This window comes from Streptomyces sp. NPDC093225 (assembly GCF_044753805.1).
Lineage (GTDB): Bacteria > Actinomycetota > Actinomycetes > Streptomycetales > Streptomycetaceae > Streptomyces.
Window position 1 is genome coordinate 62,056 of sequence record NZ_JBIVNX010000024.1, and the last position, 23,839, is coordinate 85,894.

Here is a 23,839-nt window from a genome sequence, read left to right on the forward strand (position 1 = left end):
ATGGCCCCAGTCGCCATGCGTACCGTTGCACAATCACTTTCCGAAGCACTGCCGGTCTCGTACTGGCTCGACGACCCCGGCAAGCCGGCCCCGCTGCCCGCCCTCACGGCGGACGAGCACTGCGACCTCCTCGTCGTGGGCGGCGGCTACAGCGGCCTGTGGACCGCGCTGCTGGCCAAGGAGCGCGACCCCGGCCGGGACGTCGTACTGATCGAGAGCCGTGAGGTGGGCTGGGCCGCCTCCGGCCGCAACGGGGGCTTCTGCGCCGCCTCCCTCACGCACGGGCTCTACAACGGGCTGACCCGCTGGCCCGACGAGCTGGCCAAGCTCGAGGAGCTGGGCGCGCGCAACCTCGACGCCATCGAGGAGGCCGTGGCCCGCTACGGCATCGACTGCGACTTCGAGCGCACCGGCGAGATCGACGTGGCCACCGAGCCCCACCAGGTGGAGGAACTCAAGGAGCTGCACGCCGAGGCCGAGCGCCTCGGCCTGGGCGGCGGCTACGAGTTCCTCGACCGCGACGCGCTGCGTGCCGAGGTCGACTCGCCCACCTTCCTCGGCGGCCTGTGGGACCGCGACGGCGTGGCCATGCTGAACCCGGCCAAGCTGGCCTGGGGCCTGAAGCAGGCCTGCCTCGACCTCGGCGTGCGGATCTACGAGAACACCCGCGGCCTGTCGCTCAGGTCCACCGGCCCCGGCATGGCCGTGACCACCCCCTACGGCCGGATCCTGGCCCGCCGGGTGGCGCTGGGCACCAACATCTTCCCGTCGCTGGTCAAGCGCCTGCGCCCGTACACCGTCCCGGTCTACGACTACGCCCTGATGACCGAGCAGCTCACCGCCGAGCAGGTGGCGTCGATCGGCTGGAAGCGGCGCCAGGGCATGGGCGACAGCGCCAACCAGTTCCACTACTTCCGGATCACCCCCGACCGGCGCATCCTGTGGGGCGGCTACGACGCCATCTACCCGTACGGCGGAAAGCTCGACTCCGAGTACGACCACCGCCCGGAGACCTACCTGAAGCTGGCCGGCCACTTCTTCGACTGCTTCCCGCAGCTGGAGGGGATCCGCTTCAGCCACGCCTGGGGCGGCGCGATCGACACCTGCTCGCGCTTCTCGGCCTTCTTCGGCACCGCCCACTCCGGCAAGGTCGCCTACGCGGCCGGATTCACCGGCCTGGGCGTGGGCGCGACCCGGTTCGGCGCGGACGTCATGCTCGACATGCTGGCGGGGGAGCGCACCGAGCGGACCGAGCTGGCGATGGTCCGCAAGAAGCCGATGCCGTTCCCGCCCGAGCCCTTCAAGTGGACCGGCATCTCGCTCACCAAGTGGTCCCTGGCCCGGGCCGACGAGCGCGCCGGACGGCGCAACCTGTGGCTGAAGACCCTCGACAGGTTCGGCCTCGGCTTCGACAGCTGACCGTACGAGCGGCCGACCGGGTGAGTGGCTGACCGTACGAGCGCGGTGTGTGCGCCCCCGGGACCCGGGGGCGCACAACCATGATCGAAACGTGAGCCGGCTCACCACCACCCGGTCGTGGAACCCGCGTCATCCCCGGCTCCCGCCCCGCTCTCCCTCCTACGACACACCGTCGCAACGGAGGGAGAGCAGGGAGAGATGGCGCGCTCGGAGAGCCCCGCGACGAAGTCCGCGGTGGAGTGGCTGGTGTCCGTGGCCCCGGACCCCGACGCCTGCCGCTGGGACTGGGAGCGCAACCCCCTCGGGGTCGCCCTGCTCCCGGCCGGCCGGTACTGGGACGTCCTGATCCTGCCCGGTGCCCTCGGCCGTCCCGCGCTGGACGTGCTCGCCCGCCTCGTCACCCGGCCCGGCCCGGTGCTCGCCGACTTCGGCGACTCCAGGCTGGGCTTCTTCGTGCCCGCCGGCACCGCCGCCTGCTGGCTGGGGACCGGCGTACGGGCCGCCGGACGCGGCACCTGGATCGTCGTGCCGTACCCCGGGCGGGCCACCGGCGGGGTCCGGTGGCTGGTGGCCCCGGACGGCACGGGCACGCTCACGGACCCCGCCCTGCTGGAGCTCGCCCTGCACGAGGCGGCGGCGCTGGTCGCGGAGGGGGGTGCGGGGGAGCGCGGGGGGCCCGCGTGACCGCCGGTCAGTACCGCTGTGTGCCCGATGACTTGACACGGGCATTGGTCTGGACCATGTTGTGCGGCGATCGGCGCCTCTCATCCCCCCGTGCACCGGAGGCAGTTGTGCCACGTCCGTTCCCCCGCACGTCGCGGACCGCTGGATCCCGTCCCCCACGACGGCTCCTGTCCGCCCTGTCCGCCCTGTCCGCCACCGCCCTCGCCGCGGCCGCCCTCGTCGCCGTCGGCCCGTCCGCCGCCGCGGCCGACGCCGACATCGCCCGCAACGGCGGCTTCGAGTCCGGCCTCGACGGCTGGACCTGCTCCGCCGGCAGCGCGACCACCGTCACCACGCCCGTCCGCAGCGGTACTTCCGCCCTCAAGGCCACCCCGGCGGGCCAGGACAACGCCCGCTGCGCACAGACCGTCACCGTCAGACCCGGTTCCACGTACACCCTCGCCGCCTGGGTGCAGGGCGCCTACGTCTACCTGGGCGCGAGCGGCACCGGCACCACCGACACGTCCACCTGGACCCAGTCCGCCGGCGCCTGGAGCCGGCTGTCGACCACCTTCACCACCGGCGCGAACACCACTCGGGTCACCGTGTACACCCACGGCTGGTACGGCCAGCCCGCCCACCACGTCGACGACCTCACGCTCGTCGGACCCGCCACCGACCCCGGCCCGCAGCAGCCCCCGGCCACCCCGACCGGTCTCGCCGCCGGCTCCGCCACCGCGACCAGCGTCGCGCTGAGCTGGTCCCCGGCGGCCGGCGCCACCGGGTACACCGTGTACCGCGACGGCGCCAAGGTCCTCACGACCACCGGCACCGGTGCCACCGTCACCGGCCTCGCCCCCTCGACCTCGTACTCCTTCCAGGTCAGCGCCACCAACGGCGCGGGGGAGTCGGGCCGCAGCACGGCCGTCACGGCCACCACCACCGCCTCCGGCGGCGATCCCGGCGGCCAACTGCCCCCGCACGCGCTCGTCGGCTACCTCCACGCGAGCTTCGCCAACGGCTCCGGGTACCTGCGCATGGTCGACGTACCCGACTCCTGGGACGTCATCGACCTGGCCTTCGGCGAGCCGACCTCCGTCACCTCCGGGGACGTACGGTTCGGCCTGTGTCCGGCCACCGAGTGCCCGGGCGTCGAGACGCCCGCCGAGTTCAAGGCCGCCATCAAGGCCAAGCAGGCCAAGGGCAAGAAGGTCCTGATCTCCATCGGCGGCCAGAACGGCCAGGTCCAGCTCGCCACCACGGCCGCGCGCGACACGTTCGTCGCGTCCGTGAGCAGGATCATCGACGAGTACGGACTGGACGGCCTCGACATCGACTTCGAGGGCCACTCGCTCTCCCTGGCGACCGGCGACACCGACTTCCGCAACCCCACCACGCCCGTGGTCGTCAACCTGATCGCGGCGTTGAAGGCCCTGAAGGCCAAGTACGGCGCCGGCTTCGTCCTCACCATGGCGCCCGAGACGTTCTTCGTGCAGCTGGGGTACCAGTTCTACGGATCCGGCCCGTGGGGCGGCCAGGACCCGCGCGCCGGCGCCTACCTGCCCGTCATCCACGCCCTGCGCGACGACCTCACGCTGCTGCACGTCCAGGACTACAACTCGGGCCCGATCATGGGCCTGGACGGCCAGTACCACTCCATGGGCGGCGCCGACTTCCACATCGCCATGACCGACATGCTGCTCACCGGCTTCCCGGTCGCGGGCGACGCCTCCCGGTTCTTCCCCGCGCTGCGGCCCGAGCAGGTCGCCGTCGGACTCCCCGCCACCACCAACGCCGGCAACGGGTACACGCTCCCCGCCGAGGTCACCAAGGCGCTGGACTGCCTGACGAGGAAGGCGAACTGCGGCGCGTACGCCACCCACGGCAGCTGGCCCGGCCTGCGCGGCCTGATGACGTGGTCGGTCAACTGGGACCGCTTCGGCGGCTGGGAGTTCTCGAAGAACTTCGACGCCTACTTCGGCTGACGGGTCCGCCCGGACTCCCCGGGCCGGTGCGACGCTCCCCGCACCACCCGGGCGCTCGCCAGCGCCACCGGCCCGAGCAGCAGGACGCTCAGGCACCCGCTGGCCAGCACGTCCAGCGGCCAGTGCCAGCCGCGCAGCACCAGACCGACGGCCGTCGCCCCCGCGAGCGTGAGGGCGGCGGCCATCGGCCACCGCGACCCGCGCCCGTCCCGGCGCACGTACGGCCGTACGAGCAGCGCGGCACCCGCGTACGCCACCGCGGCCGTCGCCGTGTGTCCGGAGGGGAAGTAGCCGGCCGCCCAGGGCTCCAGCGGGCCGGGCCGCGCCGTCCACTCCTTGAGGGGGGCGACCACCGCGGGCACCGCGGCCATCGCGAGCCCGGCCGCCAACGGGGGCAGCCACCAGCGCCGCGCGCCGGCGCGGCGCGCGTGCCAGCCGGCGTACGTCATGGCGAGCGCGAGGACGGGCACGGCGACCTGCCCGTTGCCCAGGTCCGCGAGGGGCTCGGTGACCGTGTCGGGCAGGGCCCGGACCAGCTTCCGGCTCAGCCCCTCGTCGGGCTCCAACAGGGCTCCGGAGACCAGGACCTGCCAGGTCGTCAGACACAGGACCACTGCGGGCAGGGCCACGCGCAGGGCGAGTCGGACGGAGCGGTGCCGGGGGGAGAAGGCCCGCACGAGGGCCCGGGAGAAGGTCGGCCGCCCCGGAACAGGGGGGATGGTTCCGGGGCGGCCGCCCGGATCGGATCGCCGCGCGCCCCGGGGGGTTTGGGGCGGGCGGCCGTCCGATCGGTGAGGATTGCCGGGGCCGTCAGCCTCGGCGGGGTGGGTGCAGGCACGACCGGCGGTGAGCTGGGGAAGCTCGCAGCCGGCTTCGTCCGCGGTCTCCCGCGGGCGGGGTGTCTCACTCATCTGCAGAAACCGTACGGCAGCGAAAGGGGGACCGACAGCGGGAACGCCGTCCCGCCATCGGCCCCCCACACCATCTTCACAGTGCCCGACCGGTTACCGCGGGTACTGCGAAAGGGTGTTCAGGCCAGGGCCGTCGGACGGCCCGGCGCCGTGCCTCAGAGGGCCGCCAGCGCGGCCTCGATGACGTCCAGGCCCTCGTTCAGGAGGTCCTCGCCGATGACCAGCGGGGGCAGGAAGCGGAGCACGTTGCCGTAGGTGCCACAGGTGAGGACGAGGACGCCCTCGTTGTGGCAGGCCTTCGCCAGCGCGCCGGCGGCGGCCGCGTTCGGCTCCTTGGTGGCGCGGTCGGTGACCAGCTCGATGGCGATCATGGCGCCGCGGCCGCGGATGTCGCCGATGATGTCGTACTTCTCGGCCATCGCGGAGAGGCGGGTCTTCATGACCTCCTCGATGCGCTTGGCCTTGCCGTTGAGGTCGAGCTCCTTCATGGTCTCGATGGAGCCCAGCGCACCGGCGCAGGCCACCGGGTTGCCGCCGTAGGTGCCGCCGAGGCCGCCCGCGTGCGGGGCGTCCATGATCTCGGCGCGGCCGGTCACGGCGGCCAGCGGCAGACCGCCGGCGATGCCCTTGGCGGTGGTGATGAGGTCGGGGACGATGCCCTCGTCCTCACAGGCGAACCACTGGCCGGTGCGGCAGAAGCCGGACTGGATCTCGTCGGCGACGAAGACGATGCCGTTGTCGTTGGCGAACTTCACGAGGGCCGGCAGGAAGCCCTTGGCCGGCTCGATGAAGCCGCCCTCGCCGAGCACCGGCTCGATGATGATCGCGGCGACGTTCTCGGCGCCGATCTGCTTGCTGATCTGGTCGATGGCCTGGGCGGCGGCCTCGGGGCCGCAGTTCTCCGGGCCGGTGGGCCAGCGGTAGCCGTAGGCGACCGGCACGCGGTAGACCTCGGGGGCGAACGGGCCGAAGCCCTGCTTGTACGGCATGTTCTTCGCCGTCAGCGCCATCGTGAGGTTGGTGCGGCCGTGGTAGCCGTGGTCGAAGACGACGACGGCCTGGCGCTTGGTGTACGCGCGGGCGATCTTGACCGCGTTCTCGACGGCCTCGGCGCCCGAGTTGAACAGCGCGGACTTCTTGGCGTGGTCGCCCGGGGTCAGCTCGGCCAGGGCCTCGCAGACCTCCACGTAGCCCTCGTACGGGGTCACCATGAAGCAGGTGTGGGTGAAGTCGGCGAGCTGCGCGGAGGCGCGGCGCACGACGGCCTCGGCGGAGGCGCCGACGGAGGTCACGGCGATGCCGGAGCCGAAGTCGATCAGGCGGTTGCCGTCGATGTCCTCGATGATGCCGCCACCCGCGCGGGCCGTGAACACGGGCAGTACCGAGCCCACGCCGCCGGCCACCGTCTCGAGGCGGCGGGCCTGCAGCTCCTGGGACTTCGGGCCGGGGATCGCGGTGACGAGCTTGCGCTCCTGCGGGACAGCGGTCATGGGGGCTCCTGGGATGGTTCGGACGCACTTGTTCTTCGTCCGCAGGCTAGGCCCGCGCAGGGGGTGGCGGCATGCTCCGTTCGGGAGTGGTGCCCGCGTGTCCTTGTCCGGTACGGCCATAGGGAGTGTCTTGTGGATCGCGCCGGGATGCGGTCCGCGTGTCCTGCCCGGCCACTAGATTGAACTGCGCAGTCAGGGTGAGCGGTCAGGGGGCAGGGGACATGGACAGCGAAGGCACGCAGCGGCAGGCCGGTGTGCCCATTCCCGCCCCGGCGGCGCCGGGGGACGCCCCCCGGGTCCCGCCGCCGCCCGCGCACGCACCCGCCGCCGGGCCGTCCCTGGTCGACTGGCTGCGCACGCCCCGGCCCGCCGCCGCGCCGGGCGTGTGGCGCTTCGGGCACACGCCCCGGCCCGAGCGGGCCGCCGACGAGGTGCCCGACCGCGCCCTGCTCAGCAGCGCGGTGATCTCCTTCCTGGCCTGCGCGCTGCTGTGGTCGCTGCTGCGCAACGGGCTGGTCCCGTACCGCTTCTGGACGCTGCCGGTGCGCATGTTCACCCCGAACGACTGGTGGCAGCAGACGAGCGGCGAGCCCTTGGGGCTGGCGGGGTACGTCGCGAGCTGGGTGTGGGAACTGCTGGTCGACATCGGCCTGCTCATCGGTTTCGGCCGGCTGGGCAACTGGCGCCTGGCATGGCAGCGGCTGGTGGTGGCGCGCGGCGCCTGGGCTCAGATCGCGGGCGTGGTGGTGCTGATCCTTCTCGTGATGCGCCTGATCGACGGGGAACAGGTGCCCGTGCGCGGACTCGTCGCTCAGCTCTTCCGCAACGACGAGGGCTACCGGGTGGTCGACCCCGTGATCAACTTCGCGGTGGTCGTGCTCTTCTCGTGGCTCGGCGGCCTCTTCGGGCTCGTCCGGGGCCTCGCAGGCGGCCGCCGGGCCCCGGCGGGCGCCGGGCCGACCGCCGCCCCGGCGCCCGCCGAGGACCCGGCCGCCTGGCCCGAGCTGCGGGCCGCGGGACTCGCCGAGACCGCGGACCGGCTCGGTTCCGAGGCCGCCGGCGGCGGCATGACCGACGTCGACTACGCCCGGATCCGGCGCGCCTGGCTGTCCGTACGGGCCGACCCCTCGCGGCTGCGGGCCTTCGCCGAGGCCGTGCGCGCCAAGGGCGCCGGGGCCTGCGTCCACCCGTCCGGGGTGCGCGACCTGCCCGCCCGGGCGGCCCGCCACGACCTGTTCACCGGCCAGGTGCGGCTCGGCACGGTCGCGGACGCTGAGCGCAACCCGTACGCCCGGCGCGGCACCGGACTGGCCCTCGACCCGGCGCTGCTCGGGACCTCCCTGCTGGCGGTCGGCCCTTCCGGAGCGGGCAAGACCGGCCGGCTCGTGCGGCCCGTGGTCGAGTCCCTCGCGCTGCAGGCACTGGCCGGGCAGGCCGCGGTGATCGCGGTGGGCCCGGCCGGTGGCCGGCTCGGGCCCGACGGGGCGTACGACGTGGTGGTCCGGCTCGGCGACCCCGACTCCGTGTACGACCTCGACCTGTACGGCGGCACCACCGACCCCGACGAGGCGGCCGGCCTGCTCGCCGAGGCCCTCGCCGGCGACGTGCCCGGGGCCGACGCGCGCCGGGCCGCCACCGCCCTCGCCCAGCTCCTCGGCCCGTTCCGGGCGGCGTACGGGCGCTTCCCCGCGGTGCCCGAACTGCGCCTGCTCCTCGACGGCGCGCCCGCGGCCCTCGGCGCGCTGCGCGAACACCTCGACTCCGCGGGCGACCAGGCACAGCTGCGGGAGCTCGACGCGCGCGAGCGGCAGGCCGGGCACCCCGGCGACCCGGCGCCGCTGCTCGCCGACCGGGTCGCGCTGCTCGACCGGCCCGCCTTCGCCGGGTTCTTCGACACCAGCGGCAAGGGGCGCCCCTTCTCGCTGCGCTCGCTGGAGCACCCGCTGCGGGTCCGCGTCGACCTGCCCGAGCGGGGGCACGCGGACGCGTCGCGCATGCTCGCCCGGCTGCTGCTGGCGCAGTTCACCGCGAGCGCGGCCGCGCGCGCGGACCGCTCGCTGTTCGCCTGCCTGGTCCTCGACGACGCCGCGCAGGCGCTGACCCCGGAGACCGTGCGCGGGCTCGGGCGGCTGCGCTCGGCGCACGCCGGGGTGGTGCTGACCCTGCGCACGCTGGACGACGTGCCCGAGGCGCTGCGCACGCCGCTGTTCGGCGCGGTGGGCTGCCGGATGGCCTTCTCCGGCGTCACGACCTGGGACGGGCAGCGGTTCGCCGAGGCCTGGGGCACCGAGTGGGTGGAGACCCGGGACGTGACCAGCCGCACCGTCTTCGCCGACCAGCCGCTGACCCGGGCGATCCACTCCTTCCGCAAGCTCGTCACCGGCAAGGCCGTCACCACCGACGCGGTCACCGTCCGCCAGGTCGAACGGGAGCGCTGGTCGGCCTCCGACCTCGCCCACGCGGTACCGCCCGGGCACGCCGTCCTGTCGGTCACCTCGGTGCGCGGGGAGCGGGCGGCCCCGCTGCTGGTGGACCTCGAGGGCTGAACGGGGCGTACCCGCGTCCGGGCGGCCCGCCGCCGCAGGCCGGGCGGACCGCCGGTAACCGCCCGGCTCGAACCGAGCTGACCCGACCCCTACGGGGTGGCAGAATCGAGCTGAGCCGTTCATACGCAACGGCGAAAAACCTCCCTGCCGCCCACCCTCCGAAAGCGCACGGTCCCGATGCCGCTCACCCTCGCCTCGCTCGTCCAGCACTCGGCGCTCAAGCTCAGCGTCCGGGCGGGCGAGGGCAATCTGGACACCCCGGTGCGCTGGGCCCACGTCAGCGAGCTGGCCGACCCCGTCCCCTACATGGAGGGCGGGGAGCTGCTGCTGATCACGGCCATGACGCTGGACGCGGGGGACCCGGAGGAGATGGGCCGCTACGTCCGGCGGCTCGCCGCGGCCGGAGTGGTCGGCATCGGCTTCGCCGTCGGCGTGAACTACGACGAGATCCCGCAGGCCCTGGTCGACGCCGCCCGCGCCGAGGACCTGCCGCTGCTGGAGGTGCCGCGGCGCACCCCCTTCCTCGCCATCTCCAAGGCCGTCTCCGCCGCGCTGGCGGCCGACCAGTACCGGGCCGTGACCGCCGGCTTCGAGGCACAGCGCGAGCTCACCCGGGCCGCCCTGTCCGCCGACGGCCCGGCCGAACTGCTGGCCAAGCTGGCCGCGCACGTCCACGGCTGGGCCGCGCTCTACGACACCTCCGGCAGCGTGGTCGCCGCCGCGCCCGAGTGGGCGGCCCGCCGCGCCGCCCGGCTCACCGCCGACGTGGAGCGGCTGCGCGAGCGCCCGGCCCCGGCCAGCGCCGTGGTCGGCGGCACCGAGGACCGGGTCGAGCTGCAGTCCCTGGGCACCGGCCGGCGGGCCCGCGGCGCCCTGGCCGTCGGCACCGGCGCCCCCCTCGGCACCGCCGAGCGGTACGCCGTCCACTCCGCCGTCGCCCTGCTGACGCTGACCACCGAGCGCTCCCGCTCCCTGCACGACGCCGAGTCCCGGCTGGGCGCGGCCGTGCTGCGGATGCTCCTCGACGGCGAGCCCGGGCACGCCCGCGCGGTGGCCGGCGACCTGTACGGCGGACTGCTCGACGCGCCGTTCCGGCTGGTCATCGCGGAGTCCTCGGCTCCCGAGCAGATCGGTGCCCTGACCGACGCCGTCGAGTCGGCCGCCGCCCGGGCCGGTGAGGCCGTGCTCGTGGTGCCGGAGACGGCGCGCCTGGTCCTGCTCGCCGCCGACGGCGGGGCGGCCGTGGGGGCCTGCGCCAACTACGCCGAGGCCCTCGAGGCCCTGCGCGGCAGCGAGGCCGGCGGCACCCCGGGGGCCGCCGCCGACGACCTCGTGGTGGGCCTGTCCGCGCCGGCCGGGACCGGCGCGGCCGCCACCGCGTACAAGCAGGCCGACCAGGCCATGGCCGTGGCCCGGCGGCGCGGCCGCGCCCTGGTCGAGCACGAGGACCTCGCCGACGGCTCGGTCCTGCCGCTGCTCGCCGACGACGCCGTACGGGCCTTCGCCGAGGGCACCCTGCGCGCCCTGCGGGACCACGACGCCACCGGCCGGGGCGATCTCGTCGCCTCCCTCCAGGCCTGGCTCTCCCGGCACGGCCAGTGGGACGCGGCCGCCGCCGACCTGGGCGTGCACCGGCACACCCTGCGCTACCGGATGCGGCGCGTGGAGGAGATCCTGGGCCGCTCGCTGGACGATCCGGACGTGCGCATGGAGCTGTGGCTGGCGCTCAAGGCCAGCCCGCCCGTCCCCGCGCGGTGACCGGGGCGACGGGCGGTAAGAACCCCGGCCGGAGTGAAAGCTTCCGGTTGGCACCGTGACAAACCGGCGCGACGGCGCGCCCGGCCACTCCACCCCGGACAAACGACCTTTCGCGCCGCCGGTCCTACCGTGGTGATGACAAGGACACCGCACAACTTCCGAAGGGCCGGGATTCGCATGACTTCCACCCACGCCTTCTGGCTCGCCGGCCGCCAGGCCACCGGCGAGAGCAGCTTCGACGTCCACAACCCGTGGGACGGCCGTCTCGTCGGCACCGTCAGCGTGCCGACCGACGCCCAGGTCGAAGAGGCCGTGGCCGCCGCCCACGCCGTGACGGCGGAGTTCTCCGCGACCCCCGCGCACGTACGCGCCGCCGCCCTGGACCACGTGTCCAAGCGTCTGGTCGAGCGCACCGAGGAGATCGCCCAGCTGATCTCCGCAGAGAACGGCAAGCCCATCAAGTGGGCCCGTGGTGAGGTCGGCCGCGCGGTGTCCGTGTTCCGCTTCGCCGCCGAGGAGGCCCGCCGCTTCAACGGTGGCGAGGCCCAGCGCCTCGACACCGACGCCGGCGGCACCGGCCGCCTGGCCCTGACGCGCCGCTTCGTCAAGGGCCCGGTCCTGGGCATCGCGCCGTTCAACTTCCCGCTGAACCTGTGCGCCCACAAGGTCGCCCCGGCCATCGCCGTCGGCGCCCCGATCATCCTGAAGCCCGCCCCGGCCACCCCGCTCTCCGGCCTGATCCTGGGCGAGCTGCTGGCCGAGACCGACCTGCCCGCCGGCTCCTGGTCGGTCCTGCCGGTCGCCAACGAGAAGATGCCCGCCCTCGTCAAGGACGAGCGCCTCCCGGTCATCTCCTTCACCGGCTCCGACAAGGTCGGCTACGCCATCCAGCAGTCCGTGCCGCACAAGCACTGCACCCTGGAGCTCGGCGGCAACGCCGCGGCCGTGGTCCTGTCGGACTGGTCCTCCGAGGCCGACCTCGACTGGGCCGCCACCCGCATCGCGACCTTCTCGAACTACCAGGCCGGCCAGTCCTGCATCTCCGTGCAGCGCGTGATCGCCGACGCCGCCGTCTACGACCGCCTGGTCGAGAAGGTCGTCGCGAAGGTCCAGGCCCAGGTCACCGGCGACCCGGCGGACGACGCCACCGACGTCGGCCCGCTCGTCTCCGAGGACGCCGCCAAGCGCGTCGAGTCCTGGGTCGACGAGGCCGTCTCCGCCGGTGCCAAGCTCCTGGCCGGCGGCAAGCGCGAGGGCGCCTCGTACGAGCCGACCGTCGTGGCCGAGCTGCCCGAGGGCGTCACCCTCGCGTGCGAGGAGGTCTTCGGCCCGGTCCTCACCCTGCACAGGGTGGAGAACACGGACGAGGCCTTCGCCGCCGTCAACGACTCCAAGTTCGGCCTGCAGGCCGGCGTCTTCACCCACGACGTCCAGACCGCGTTCCGCGCCCACCGCGAGCTCGAGGTCGGCGGCGTGATCATCGGTGACGCCCCGTCCTACCGCGCCGACCAGATGCCGTACGGCGGCGTCAAGCAGTCCGGTGTCGGCCGCGAGGGCGTCCGCTACGCGATGGACGACTACACGTACGAGCGCGTTCTGGTCCTGACCGGCCTGAACATCTGATTCGTACGGCCACGGAGCCGACGGCCGGAGCCCACTGTGCGGGGGCTCCGGCCGTCCCCTTTCCGGCGCGCCCCGGCTCGAGCTCGCCGTGGTGGGCCGGCCCGTGGTGTGTGGGTCCCCTCGGCTTCAGCGCCGTGCTTGCGGGCCGGTGTCGGGGCTTGCTCTCGCTTCGTGGGGCCGGCCCGTGGTGTGTGGGTCCCCTCGCCTCTTGACCCGCCATGGCCTGCAGGCCCTGCCTCAGGCCCACCCCTGGGGCAAGGGGGCTCCGCCCCTGGCCTTCGGCCACCCCAGGCCCGGGCCTGCCTCCGGACCAGCCTGCCATGACGCCTCAAGAGGCTGCCCCACACACCACGGGCCGGCCACTCCCGTGCCCGCGGCGCCCGGATCTTCGCACCCCGCCCGAACTACCCGCCCGGCCCAACCCGGCTTTTCCGGGCGCGGTGGAGCGGGTACGACTGGGAGGTAGCACCGATCGGTAGCGTCCCCACTCCCGGCGGCGAGGTGAGCCCCCTCATGTCCGCAACACAGCCCGCACAGCCCAAGGTGACCGAGCGCGAGGCCCGGCAGGTCGCGGAGGCGGCCAGGGAACAGGACTGGCGCAAGCCCAGCTTCGCCAAGGAACTGTTCCTCGGCAGGTTCCGGCTCGACCTGATCCACCCGCACCCCCAGCCCGACGCCGAGGACGTCAGGCGGGGCGAGGCCTTCCTCGCCCGGCTGCGGGAGTTCTGCGAGCACGAGATCGACGGCGCCCGCATCGAACGCGAGGCGCAGATCCCCGACGAGACGATCCGCGGCCTCAAGAGGCTCGGCGCCCTCGGCATGAAGATCGATCCTAAGTACGGCGGCCTGGGCCTGACCCAGGTGTACTACAACAAGGCGCTGGCCCTGGTCGGTTCCGCCAGCCCCGCCGTCGGCGCCCTGCTCTCCGCCCACCAGTCCATCGGCGTGCCCCAGCCGCTGAAGATCTTCGGCACCCAGGAGCAGAAGGACGCCTTCCTGCCCCGGTGCGCCACCGACGCCATCTCCGCCTTCCTGCTGACCGAGCCCGACGTCGGCTCCGACCCGGCCCGGCTGGCCACCACCGCCGTGCCCGAGGGCGACGACACGTACGTCCTGGACGGCGTGAAGCTGTGGACCACCAACGGCGTGGTCGCCGACCTGCTCGTCGTCATGGCCCGCGTCCCCCGGTCCGAGGGCCACAAGGGCGGCATCACCGCCTTCGTCGTCGAGGCCGACGCGCCGGGGATCACCGTCGAGCACCGCAACGCCTTCATGGGCCTGCGCGGCCTGGAGAACGGCGTCACCCGCTTCCACCAGGTGCGGGTGCCCGCCGCGCACCGCATCGGCCCCGAGGGCACCGGCCTGAAGATCGCGCTCACCACCCTCAACACCGGCCGGCTCTCGTTGCCCGCCATGTGCGTCGGCGCCGGCAAGTGGTGCCTGAAGATCGCCCGCGAGTGGTCCGGCGTCCGCGAGCAGTGGGGCCGTCCGGTCGCCGGGCACGAGGCCGTCGGCGCCAAGATCTCCTTCATCGCCGCCACCACCTTCGCCCTGGAGGCGGTCGTCGACCTGTCCTCCCAGATGGCCGACGAGGACCGCAACGACATCCGCATCGAGGCCGCCCTCGCCAAGCTCTACGGCAGCGAGATGGCCTGCCTGATGGCCGACGAGCTCGTGCAGATCCGCGGCGGCCGCGGCTTCGAGACCGCCGAGTCCCTCGCCGCCCGCGGCGAACGGGGCGTACCCGCCGAGCAGATGCTGCGCGACCTGCGCATCAACCGGATCTTCGAGGGTTCGACGGAGATCATGCACCTGCTGATCGCCCGCGAGGCCGTCGACGCCCACCTCTCGGTCGCCGGCGACCTCATCGACCCCGACAAGGCCGTGCAGGAAAAGGCCAGGGCGGGGGCCCGCGCCGCCGGGTTCTACGCCCGCTGGCTGCCCAGGCTCGCCACCGGCCCCGGCCACGTCCCGACCAGCTACCGCGAGTTCCACCCGCGCGGCCACGTCGACCTCTCCGGCCACCTGCGCTACGTCGAGCGGAACGCCCGCAAGCTGGCCCGCTCCACGTTCTACGCGATGTCCCGCTGGCAGGGCAGGATGGAGACGAAGCAGGGCTTCCTCGGCCGGATCGTCGACATCGGTGCCGAGCTGTTCGCGATGAGCGCGGCCTGCGTGCGGGCCGAGCACCTGCGCGCCACCGGCGACCACGGGCGGGAGGCCTACCAGCTCGCCGACGCGTTCTGCCGGCAGTCCAGGCTGCGCGTCGAGGAGTTGTTCGGGCGCCTGTGGGCCAACACCGACGACCTCGACCGCAAGGTGGTCGCCGGAGTCCTCTCGGGCACGTACACCTGGTTGGAGGACGGCGTCATCGACACGTCCAGCGAGGGCCCGTGGATCGCCGACGCCACCCCCGGCCCCTCCAAGCACGAGAACGTCCGCCGGCCCGTCCGCTGACGGACACGGCCCGACCTGCGATCATCGCCGCAACGCCGGACAGGCGTACGAATCCGGCGAGCGGAGCAGGACATGACAGACGGCGACCGAGAGCACAGACGGCTCGCGTGGTGCGTGGCGCTTCTCCTGCGCCACGCACCGGACCCCGTCGTGACCGGGCTCCTGGACCGCATGGACCCGGCCGCGCGGGGCTTCCTGTGCCGCGACGAGCTGCTGCCGCCCTCGGCCGTCACCCTGCTGCTGCGCGACGGATCCGCCGAGGACCGCCGCCGCGTGGCCGCCAACCCGTACGTCCTGGGCCGCCCGCTGCCCGGCCTGCCGTCGGTACGCCGCTACGCCGCCCGGCCCGGGCCGAGCGCGGAGCTGCGGGCATCGGTGCGCGCCGCGCTCGCCGCCGCCGACGGGCGCGCGGGCGAGGGGCCTGCCGCTGACGGGCCTACCGCCGAGGGGTACGCCGACGACGGCCGCCCCCTGGACACCGCCGCGGTCGTCGCGCTGCTGCGCCGGCACGGCCGCCGCCGTGCCCGGGTGCCCCTGGACCTGTTGACGCTGGCCGGCGACCTCGACCCCGACGCCCTGCTGCGCGCGCACGCCCGCGAGCCGCTGCCGCCCGGCTCCGTCGAAGCCCTGCTCCTGGCCGGCGGGCTGCCCCGGGAGACGTGCCTGGGCCTGCTGGACACGCGCGCGGAGCGCTCGTACGGGCCCGCCTGGCACCGGCCCGCCGTCCGGGCCGTCCGCATGGGCCTGCTCACCTGCGACGAGCTGGTGACCGGGGTGGCGCCCGCGCACCGGGCGCTGCTGCTGGCCGACCTGCGGCTGCGCAGCGGTCTGCGCTGGTCGCTGCCCGAGCAGGCCGCGGTCCGGGGCGCCCTCGACCGCGTCCTGCGGCCCGCCCTCGGCCAGGACCCCCTCCTGTGGGAGGAACTGCTGCGCCGCGCCCCCGCGTTCGCGGGCACCCTGCCGGAGCTGGCCGAGGCCGTGGCCGCCGGCCCGTCCGCGACTCCCGCCCCCTCCGCGGCCCCGTCGCCCCCCGAGGCCCCCGCGCTGGCCCGCGCCGTCGCCGCCCTCGCCCCGCCGCCGCCCGACGCGGCGGCCGCCGGCGGGGTCGAGCGCGAACTCGCGCTCGCCGCCCTGGCCGTGCCCAACGCCATGGGCGACCTCGCCGAGGACATCCGCTGGGTACGGGCCTGCCTGGACCGGGGCCTCCTCACCGGCGCCGACGTGCTGTGGCACAAGGCCCCCGCCGCCTGGGCCCTCGACGAGGACCACTGGCTCGGCGAGATCGACCACTGGAACACCCGCCTCGACGAGCCGGACGACTACCCGGCCGGCCGGGCCGCCCGGCTCCGGGCCGAGGCCATGCTGGCCGCCCACGCGGCCGCCGACCGGCTGCTCGGGGCGGCGCTCGGCGGCGACACCGCCGCCTGGTGGCGTGCCGCCCGCGCGCTGCCCGAGTTCCCCGGCAGCCTGCCCGAACTCCTCGGTGCGCTCGTACAGGGGGACTCCGTGCCCGAGCGCGGCTGAGTTCCGGCAACAATGGGGGGCATGAGCGACAGCCCAGCCCCCCTCGCCGACCCGCACCTCCTGTTCGACCCCGCGGTCGGCCGCCGGGACATCGTCATCCTCGGCTCCACCGGGTCCATCGGCACCCAGGCCATCGACCTGGTCCTGCGCAACCCCGACCGGTTCCGCGTCACCGCCCTCTCGGCGGCCGGCGGCCGCGTCGGCCTGCTGGCCGAGCAGGCCCGCCTGCTGCGGGTGGACACGGTCGCGGTGGCCCGCGAGGACGTCGTACCGGCCCTCCGAGAGGCGCTGCGCGCCCAGTACGGCACCGAGCCGCTGCCCGAGGTCCTGGCCGGCCCGGACGCCGCCACGCAGATCGCCGCGTCCCCGTGCCACACCGTCCTGAACGGCATCACCGGCTCCATCGGCCTCGCCCCCACGCTCGCGGCCCTGGAGGCCGGCCGGACCCTCGCCCTCGCCAACAAGGAGTCGCTGATCGTCGGCGGCCCGCTGGTGAAGGCGCTGGCCAAGCCGGGCCAGATCATCCCGGTCGACTCCGAGCACGCCGCGCTCTTCCAGGCGCTGGCCGCCGGGACCCGCGCCGACGTCCGCAAGCTCGTCGTCACCGCCTCCGGCGGGCCGTTCCGCGGCCGGACGAAGGCCGAGCTGGCCCACGTCACCGTCGAGGACGCCCTCGCGCACCCCACCTGGGCGATGGGCCCGGTGATCACGGTGAACAGCGCGACCCTCGTCAACAAGGGCCTGGAGGTCATCGAGGCGCACCTGCTCTACGACATCCCCTTCGACCGCATCGAGGTCGTCGTCCACCCGCAGTCGTACGTTCACTCGATGGTGGAGTTCACCGACGGCTCCACCCTCGCCCAGGCCACCCCGCCCGACATGCGCGGCCCGATCGCGATCGGCCTCGGCTGGCCCGAGCGGATCCCGGACGCGGCCCCCGCGTTCGACTGGACCAAGGCCTCCACCTGGGAGTTCTTCCCCCTGGACACCGAGGCCTTCCCCTCGGTCGGCCTGGCCCGCCACGTGGGCGACCTGGGCGGCACGGCACCGGCCGTGTTCAATGCGGCGAACGAGGAGTGTGTCGACGCGTTCCTGGCCGGTCGGCTGCCGTTCACAGCAATCATGGATACGGTCACCGCTGTCGTCGGGGACCACGGAACGCCGGACCGGGGAACTTCCCTCACCGTCGCCGACGTCCTCGCAGCGGAGACCTGGGCCCGCGCCCGGGCCAGGGAGATGGCGGCGAAGGCCGCAGTGGAGGCGCGCGCATGATCCTTCTGATGACGGTGCTCGGGATACTCGTCTTCGTCTTCGGGCTGCTCCTCTCCATCGCGTGGCACGAGCTGGGCCACCTGTCGACGGCGAAGATCTTCGGCATCCGCGTGCCGCAGTACATGGTGGGCTTCGGCCCGACCGTCTGGTCGCGGCGCAAGGGCGAGACCGAGTACGGCATCAAGGCCATCCCGGCCGGCGGGTACATCCGCATGATCGGCATGTTCCCGCCCGGCGAGGACGGCCGGATCACCGCCCGCTCCACCTCCCCGTGGCGCTCGATGATCGAGGACGCCCGCTCGGCCGCGTACGAGGAGCTGGAGCCCGGCGACGAGACCCGGCTCTTCTACACGCGCAAGCCGTGGAAGCGCGTCATCGTGATGTTCGCGGGCCCGTTCATGAACCTCGTGCTCGCCCTCGTGGTGTTCTTCGGCGTCTGGATGACCTTCGGCGTCAACATGCAGACCACCAACGTCAAGTCGGTGACCGCCTGCGTCATCCAGCAGAGCGAGAAGCGCGACATCTGCAAGGCCGGCGACCCGGTGGCCCCCGCCAAGGCGGCGGGCCTGCGGCCCGGCGACCGGATCGTCGCCTTCAACGGCGAGAAGGTCGACGACTGGTCGGTCCTCCAGCAGAAGATCCGCGACACCATCGGCCCGGCCACGGTCACCGTGCAGCGCGGCGGCGCGGAGCTCACGCTCCACCCCAAGCTGATCGAGAACCAGGTCGCCAGGACCGACGGCCACGGCGGCTACGTCGAGGGCAAGTTCGTCGAGGCGGGCTTCCTCGGCTTCACCCCCCGCACCGAGAAGGTCCAGCTGGGCTTCGGCCAGTCCGTCGACCACATGGGCGAGATGGTCGAGCAGGGCGTGCAGGGCCTCATCAAGCTGCCGTCGAAGATCCCCGCGCTGTGGGACGCCGCGTTCGGCGACGGCCCGCGCGAGCCCGACTCCCCGATGGGCATCGTCGGCGCCGCCCGGATCAGCGGCGAGATCGCCACCCTCGACATCCCCGCCACCGACCGGCTGGTGTTCTTCCTCCAGCTGATCGGCTTCTTCAACCTGTCGCTGTTCCTGTTCAACATGCTCCCGCTGCTCCCGCTGGACGGCGGGCACATCGCGGGCGCGCTGTGGGAGTCCGTGCGGCGCAACCTGGCGCGGCTGTTCAAGCGGCCCGACCCGGGTCCGTTCGACGTCGCCAAGCTCATGCCCGTCGCCTACGTCGTGGCCGGCATCTTCGTCTGCTTCACGCTGCTGGTCCTGGTCGCCGACGTGGTGAACCCGGTCAAGATCAGCTGACGCCGCCTTCGGGCAGACGTGCGAACGGGGCCGGGCACGGTGCGTGCCCGGCCCCCTACGTTCGGGTGTACGCCCGGCGTCGGAGCCCCGCCGCGTGCGCGGGGCGCGCGCTGATTGGCGTAATCTCGGGCCTGGAGCCCGCCCGGAAGCCGGGCTCGGAGTCCGCCGTCAGCGGGACCTTGATCCAGACCTTGGGGTTGCACAGCAGATGACTGCCATTTCTCTCGGAATGCCGGCCGTGCCGACGAAGCTCGCCGACCGGCGGGTCAGCCGCAAGATCCAGGTCGGCTCCGTGGCCGTCGGCGGCGACGCGCCCGTCTCCGTGCAGTCCATGACGACCACCCGCACCTCCGACATCGGCGCCACCCTCCAGCAGATCGCCGAGCTGACCGCCTCCGGCTGCCAGATCGTCCGCGTGGCCTGCCCGACCCAGGACGACGCCGACGCGCTCGCGACCATCGCGAAGAAGTCGCAGATCCCGGTGATCGCCGACATCCACTTCCAGCCCAAGTACGTGTTCGCCGCCATCGACGCCGGCTGCGCCGCCGTCCGCGTGAACCCGGGCAACATCAAGCAGTTCGACGACAAGGTCAAGGAGATCGCCCGGGCGGCCAAGGACGCCGGCACTCCGATCCGCATCGGCGTCAACGCCGGCTCCCTCGACGCCCGGCTGCTGAAGAAGTACGGCAAGGCCACCCCCGAGGCCCTCGTCGAGTCCGCGCTCTGGGAGGCCTCCCTCTTCGAGGAGCACGACTTCCGCGACATCAAGATCTCGGTCAAGCACAACGACCCGGTCGTGATGGTCGAGGCCTACCGCCAGCTCGCCGCCCAGTGCGACTACCCGCTGCACCTCGGCGTCACCGAGGCCGGCCCCGCTTTCCAGGGCACCATCAAGTCCGCCGTGGCCTTCGGCGCCCTGCTCTCCCAGGGCATCGGCGACACCATCCGCGTCTCGCTGTCCGCGCCGCCGGCCGAGGAGATCAAGGTCGGCATCCAGATCCTGGAGTCGCTCAACCTCCGCCAGCGCCGCCTGGAAATCGTCTCCTGCCCCTCCTGCGGCCGCGCCCAGGTCGACGTCTACAAGCTGGCCGAAGAGGTCACCGCGGGCCTGACGGGCATGGAGGTGCCGCTGCGCGTCGCCGTCATGGGATGCGTCGTCAACGGCCCCGGCGAGGCCCGCGAGGCCGACCTCGGCGTCGCCTCCGGCAACGGCAAGGGCCAGATCTTCGTCAAGGGCGAGGTCATCAAGACCGTCCCCGAGTCGAAGATCGTCGAGACGCTGATCGAGGAGGCGATGAAGATCGCCGAGCAGATGGAGAAGGACGGCGTGATGTCCGGCGAGCCCACGGTCGCCGTCGCCGGCTGACCGTCCTCCCCGTACCCCGCCCGGCCCCGTTCCCGCAGCTCGCGGGCGGGGCCGGTCCCGTTCCGTGACCCGTGAGCGGGGGCAACCCCGGGTGTCGCCGGGTACAGTGCGACAGATCAGCAGACCCGCACGGTGAGGCCCCCACAGTGTTGACGCAGACCACCACCAGGGTCCTCGAGCCCAGCGACCTCGGCGCCGCGCTCGAGGTGCTCGACCGCGACCCGGTCGCCAACGCGTTCGTCACCTCCCGGGTCCGGGTGGCCGGCCTCGACCCCTGGCGCCTGGGCGGCGAGATGTGGGGCTACTACGAGGACGGCCGGCTGGTCTCGCTCTGCTACGCGGGCGCCAACCTCGTCCCCGTGTGCGCCACCCCCGCCGCCGTACGGGCCTTCGCCGACCGCGCCCGCAGGACCGGCCGCCGCTGCTCGTCCGTCGTCGGCCCGGCCGAGCCCACCGGGCAGCTGTGGCGGCTGCTGGAGCCCCACTGGGGGCCCGCCCGCGAGGTCCGCGCCCACCAGCCGCTCATGGTCATCGAGGAACCCTCCCGCGACGTCGCCCCCGACCCGCTGGTCCGCCGGGTCTGCAAGGACGAGATGGACCTGATCATGCCGGCCTGCGTGGCCATGTTCACCGAGGAGGTCGGCGTCTCCCCGCTGGCCGGGGACGGCGGACTGCTCTACCAGGCCCGGGTCGCCGAACTCGTCGCGGCCGGCCGCTCCTTCGCCCGGGTCGAGGACGGCCGGGTCGTCTTCAAGGCCGAGATCGGCGCCGCCACCGCGCGCGCCTGCCAGATCCAGGGCGTGTGGGTGGCCCCCGAGTTCCGCGGCCGGGGCCACTCCGAGTCCGGGATGGCCGCCGTGGTCGCGTACGCGCTGCGGGACGTGGCCCCCGTGGTGAGCCTCTACGTCAACGACTACAACGCCGCGGCCCGGGCGGCGTACCGGCGCGTCGGCTTCCGCGAGGTCGGAGCGTTCATGAGCGTGCTGTTCTGAGGGCCGGGCGCACGGTGTGCCGCCACCGGCACACGCGGCCCGACGAGCGCTGTTCCGACCGTATGACCGCCGAGTAGGGTTCGCCGCATGGTGCATTCGCCCGGGGGTGACCCCCGCCTTCCCGACGGTGACCGGCTGCCGGCCGGCGTCGTGCTCGCGCCGCTGGACCTGGCCGCCCGCGTGGACGAGGCCCTGGAGGTCCAGGCCGTCGCCTTCGGACTCACCGACGAGGAAGTGGGCATCCGCCGCCACATCGTGCAGCGGCACATGACCTACCCCGGGGCCCGCGCGCTCGGCGCCTTCGCCGAGGACGACGCCCGGCTCGTCGGCTTCGTGTACGGCATGCCCAACGACCGCATGCACTGGTGGTCCACCGTCGTCGAGCCGTACCTGCGCGTCCAGGGCGAGGACGGCTGGCTGGACGGCTCGTTCACCATCACCGAACTGCACGTGCACCCCGGCTTCCAGGGCCGGGGCGTGGGCCGGGGCCTGATCACCCGCATCACCGACGGCGCGGCCGAGTCCCGCTCCATCCTCTCCGCCATCGACATCGAGAGCCCGGCGCGCGGCCTGTACCGCGCCCTGGGATACCGGGACCTCGCCCGCCGCGTGTACTTCCCCAGCGCACCCCAGCCGTACGCCGTGATGGGCGCGCCGCTGCCGCTGCTGCGCGCCGCCGCCGCCTGGTAGCGCGACCGGGCCGCGGTGCCGTAGACCGGTGCGCTGGCCCGTAAACCGGTACGGGCCGTCCTCCCGCACGGACTAACCTCCTGCTCAACCACCGTTTCCCACGGCCCTTCGAGCAGGAGCGCAGCATGTCCCAGCCCGTCCAGCGGATGTCCCGACTCATGGTGAAGACGCTCCGCGAGGACCCGGCGGACGCGGAGACCCTCAGCCACCGGCTGCTGGTCCGCGCGGGCTACGTACGGCGCAGCTCGGCCGGCGTCTGGAGCTGGCTGCCGCTCGGCAAGCAGGTCCTCGACAACGTCTCGCGCATCGTGCGCGAGGAGATGGACGCCATCGGCGCGCAGGAGGTCCTGCTCCCCGCGCTGTTGCCCCGTGAACCCTACGAACTGACCGGCCGCTGGGAGGAGTACGGCGACCTGCTCTTCCGGCTCAAGGACCGCAAGGGCGCCGACTACCTCCTCGGGCCCACCCACGAGGAGGTCTTCACCCAGATCGTCAAGGACCAGTGCGCGTCCTACAAGGACCTGCCGGTGATGCTGTACCAGATCCAGACCAAGTACCGGGACGAGGCGCGGCCCCGCTCGGGCGTGCTGCGCGGGCGCGAGTTCCAGATGAAGGACTCCTACTCCTTCGACGTCGACGACGAGGGCCTGGCCGCCTCCTACGCGCTGCACCGGGAGGCCTACCGGCGGATCTTCACCCGGTTGGGCATGGACTTCCGGATCGTCTCGGCCGTCTCGGGCGCGATGGGCGGCTCGGCCTCCGAGGAGTTCCTGGCGCCGGCCGCCGCCGGCGAGGACACCTTCGCCGACTGCCCGTCCTGCGGCTACGCGGCCAACACCGAGGCGGTGACCTTCGCACTCGCGCCGGCCTCCGCCGAAGGGGTGGGGCCGGTCGAGGAGCTGGACACCCCCGACACGCCCACCATCGAGGCGCTGGCCGCCCACCTGGGCGTACCGGCCTCGGCGACCCTGAAGAACCTGCTGGTCAAGGTCGACGGGGAGATCGTCGCCGTGGGCGTGCCCGGCGACCGCGAGGTGGACCTCGGCAAGCTCGGGGAGCACTTGGCCCCGGCGGTGGTCGAGCTGGTGACGGAGGCCGACTTCGCCGGCCGGCCCGACCTCGTCCGCGGCTACGTCGGCCCGCAGGGCCTGGAGAAGGTCCGCTACCTCGCCGACCCGCGGATCGCCCCGGGCACCTCGTGGGTGACGGGCGCGAACCGGCCCGACACCCACGCCCGCAACGTCGTGTGCGGGCGCGACTTCGAGGTGGACCGCCACCTCGACGTGGTCGTGGTCCGCGAGGGCGACCCCTGCCCCGCCTGCGGCGCCGGCCTGAGGCTGGACCGGGCCATCGAGGTGGGCCACATCTTCCAGCTCGGGCGCAAGTACGCCGACGCCTTCGGGCTGGACGTGCTCGGGCCCCAGGGCAAGCCCGTCCGGGTGACCATGGGGTCGTACGGCATCGGGGTCTCGCGGGTCGTCGCCGCGCTCGCCGAGCAGACGGCGGACGGGCGGGGGCTGTGCTGGCCCGCCGCGGTCGCGCCGGCCGACGTGCACGTCGTCGCCGCCGGCAAGGCGGTGCAGCTCGACCTCGCGGCCCGGGCCGCGGACGCCCTCGCCGCCGCCGGCCGCCGCGTCCTGCTCGACGACCGGCCGGGCCTGTCCCCGGGCGTCAAGCTGACCGACGCGGAGCTGCTGGGCGTCCCGGTCGTCCTGGTCGCCGGCCGCGCCGCCGCGGACGGCCTCGTGGAGCTCCAGGACCGCCGCACCGGCACCCGGGAGACCCTCGCCCTCTCCGAGGCGCTCTCCCGCCTCGCCTAGCCCGTCCGGCCGCCCCGGCCGCCCC

At 73.8% G+C, this 23,839-nt stretch carries 16 protein-coding genes; 14 read left to right on the plus strand and 2 right to left on the minus strand.

The window, feature by feature from the left end:
- From ACIQCH_RS22150 to ACIQCH_RS22160, 3 genes are all read left to right on the plus strand, one after another.
- Positions 1 to 1,419, plus strand: coding sequence for an NAD(P)/FAD-dependent oxidoreductase (locus tag ACIQCH_RS22150; protein ID WP_402583310.1), 1,419 nt, complete (start codon positions 1 to 3; stop codon positions 1,417 to 1,419).
- 198 nt (positions 1,420 to 1,617) lie between these two features.
- Positions 1,618 to 2,103 (plus strand): hypothetical protein, encoded by a 486-nt coding sequence (locus tag ACIQCH_RS22155; protein ID WP_402583311.1) that lies wholly within the window; start codon positions 1,618 to 1,620, stop codon positions 2,101 to 2,103.
- A gap of 167 nt (positions 2,104 to 2,270) precedes the next feature.
- Entirely contained in the window at positions 2,271 to 4,067 is a 1,797-nt protein-coding gene (locus tag ACIQCH_RS22160; protein ID WP_402583397.1) for a chitinase, read from the plus strand.
- On the opposite strand, the gene ACIQCH_RS22165 is transcribed toward ACIQCH_RS22160, so the two are convergent.
- Together ACIQCH_RS22165 and gabT are read right to left on the minus strand one after the other, a co-directional pair.
- On the minus strand, positions 4,055 to 4,744 hold the full coding sequence (locus ACIQCH_RS22165) for a phosphatase PAP2 family protein (RefSeq protein ID WP_402583313.1): 690 nt from the start codon (positions 4,742 to 4,744) through the stop codon (positions 4,055 to 4,057). The genes ACIQCH_RS22160 and ACIQCH_RS22165 overlap by 13 nt on opposite strands.
- 389 nt (positions 4,745 to 5,133) lie before the next feature.
- Complete coding sequence (gabT, locus tag ACIQCH_RS22170; RefSeq protein ID WP_402583315.1) at positions 5,134 to 6,468, minus strand: 4-aminobutyrate--2-oxoglutarate transaminase; 1,335 nt, start codon at positions 6,466 to 6,468, stop codon at positions 5,134 to 5,136.
- Between the two features lie 221 nt (positions 6,469 to 6,689).
- Between gabT and ACIQCH_RS22175 the strand changes: the two genes are divergently transcribed.
- The 11 genes from ACIQCH_RS22175 to ACIQCH_RS22225 all read left to right on the plus strand — a co-directional run bounded on the left by ACIQCH_RS22175 (position 6,690) and on the right by ACIQCH_RS22225 (position 23,814).
- Entirely contained in the window at positions 6,690 to 9,014 is a 2,325-nt protein-coding gene (locus ACIQCH_RS22175) for an ATP/GTP-binding protein (RefSeq protein ID WP_402583317.1), read from the plus strand.
- A 177-nt stretch (positions 9,015 to 9,191) separates the two neighbouring features.
- Positions 9,192 to 10,772, plus strand: a complete 1,581-nt coding sequence (locus tag ACIQCH_RS22180; protein WP_402583319.1) for a PucR family transcriptional regulator — start codon at positions 9,192 to 9,194, stop codon at positions 10,770 to 10,772.
- A 177-nt stretch (positions 10,773 to 10,949) separates the two neighbouring features.
- On the plus strand, positions 10,950 to 12,395 hold the full coding sequence (locus ACIQCH_RS22185) for an aldehyde dehydrogenase family protein (protein ID WP_402583321.1): 1,446 nt from the start codon (positions 10,950 to 10,952) through the stop codon (positions 12,393 to 12,395).
- A 513-nt stretch (positions 12,396 to 12,908) separates the two neighbouring features.
- A complete protein-coding gene (locus ACIQCH_RS22190) occupies positions 12,909 to 14,852 on the plus strand; it encodes an acyl-CoA dehydrogenase family protein (protein WP_402583323.1) in 1,944 nt (647 codons plus the stop codon).
- Between the two features lie 150 nt (positions 14,853 to 15,002).
- Complete coding sequence (locus ACIQCH_RS22195) at positions 15,003 to 16,376, plus strand: hypothetical protein (RefSeq protein ID WP_402583325.1); 1,374 nt, start codon at positions 15,003 to 15,005, stop codon at positions 16,374 to 16,376.
- Positions 16,377 to 16,397: 21 nt separating this feature from the next.
- Positions 16,398 to 17,648 (plus strand): 1-deoxy-D-xylulose-5-phosphate reductoisomerase, encoded by a 1,251-nt coding sequence (dxr, locus tag ACIQCH_RS22200; protein ID WP_402583327.1) that lies wholly within the window; start codon positions 16,398 to 16,400, stop codon positions 17,646 to 17,648.
- Positions 17,645 to 18,946, plus strand: a complete 1,302-nt coding sequence (locus tag ACIQCH_RS22205; RefSeq protein ID WP_402583329.1) for a M50 family metallopeptidase — start codon at positions 17,645 to 17,647, stop codon at positions 18,944 to 18,946. The genes dxr and ACIQCH_RS22205 overlap by 4 nt, the downstream gene beginning before the upstream one ends.
- Positions 18,947 to 19,154: 208 nt before the next feature.
- Positions 19,155 to 20,312: a flavodoxin-dependent (E)-4-hydroxy-3-methylbut-2-enyl-diphosphate synthase gene (gene ispG, locus ACIQCH_RS22210; protein ID WP_037887509.1), complete on the plus strand. Its 1,158-nt coding sequence runs from the start codon at positions 19,155 to 19,157 to the stop codon at positions 20,310 to 20,312.
- A 149-nt stretch (positions 20,313 to 20,461) separates the two neighbouring features.
- Positions 20,462 to 21,304 carry a GNAT family N-acetyltransferase gene (locus ACIQCH_RS22215; RefSeq protein ID WP_402583399.1) on the plus strand — a complete coding sequence of 281 codons (843 nt, stop codon included), beginning with the start codon at positions 20,462 to 20,464 and terminating at the stop codon, positions 21,302 to 21,304.
- Between the two features lie 87 nt (positions 21,305 to 21,391).
- Positions 21,392 to 21,994: a GNAT family N-acetyltransferase gene (locus ACIQCH_RS22220; RefSeq protein ID WP_402583331.1), complete on the plus strand. Its 603-nt coding sequence runs from the start codon at positions 21,392 to 21,394 to the stop codon at positions 21,992 to 21,994.
- A 125-nt stretch (positions 21,995 to 22,119) separates the two neighbouring features.
- Positions 22,120 to 23,814 carry a proline--tRNA ligase gene (locus ACIQCH_RS22225; RefSeq protein ID WP_402583333.1) on the plus strand — a complete coding sequence of 565 codons (1,695 nt, stop codon included), beginning with the start codon at positions 22,120 to 22,122 and terminating at the stop codon, positions 23,812 to 23,814.
- The last annotated feature ends 25 nt before the right edge of the window (positions 23,815 to 23,839 follow it).

Bases quoted from the DNA above. Each gene is read 5' to 3' on its own strand.
- ACIQCH_RS22150 (WP_402583310.1), top strand. From the start codon at position 1: ATGGCCCCAGTCGCCATGCGTACCGTTGCACAATCACTTTCCGAAGCA.
- ACIQCH_RS22155 (WP_402583311.1), top strand. From the start codon at position 1,618: ATGGCGCGCTCGGAGAGCCCCGCGACGAAGTCCGCGGTGGAGTGGCTG.
- gabT (WP_402583315.1), bottom strand. From the start codon at position 6,468: ATGACCGCTGTCCCGCAGGAGCGCAAGCTCGTCACCGCGATCCCCGGC.
- ACIQCH_RS22175 (WP_402583317.1), top strand. From the start codon at position 6,690: ATGGACAGCGAAGGCACGCAGCGGCAGGCCGGTGTGCCCATTCCCGCC.
- ACIQCH_RS22180 (WP_402583319.1), top strand. From the start codon at position 9,192: ATGCCGCTCACCCTCGCCTCGCTCGTCCAGCACTCGGCGCTCAAGCTC.
- ACIQCH_RS22185 (WP_402583321.1), top strand. From the start codon at position 10,950: ATGACTTCCACCCACGCCTTCTGGCTCGCCGGCCGCCAGGCCACCGGC.
- ACIQCH_RS22190 (WP_402583323.1), top strand. From the start codon at position 12,909: ATGTCCGCAACACAGCCCGCACAGCCCAAGGTGACCGAGCGCGAGGCC.
- dxr (WP_402583327.1), top strand. From the start codon at position 16,398: ATGAGCGACAGCCCAGCCCCCCTCGCCGACCCGCACCTCCTGTTCGAC.
- ACIQCH_RS22205 (WP_402583329.1), top strand. From the start codon at position 17,645: ATGATCCTTCTGATGACGGTGCTCGGGATACTCGTCTTCGTCTTCGGG.
- ispG (WP_037887509.1), top strand. From the start codon at position 19,155: ATGACTGCCATTTCTCTCGGAATGCCGGCCGTGCCGACGAAGCTCGCC.
- ACIQCH_RS22220 (WP_402583331.1), top strand. From the start codon at position 21,392: ATGGTGCATTCGCCCGGGGGTGACCCCCGCCTTCCCGACGGTGACCGG.
- ACIQCH_RS22225 (WP_402583333.1), top strand. From the start codon at position 22,120: ATGTCCCAGCCCGTCCAGCGGATGTCCCGACTCATGGTGAAGACGCTC.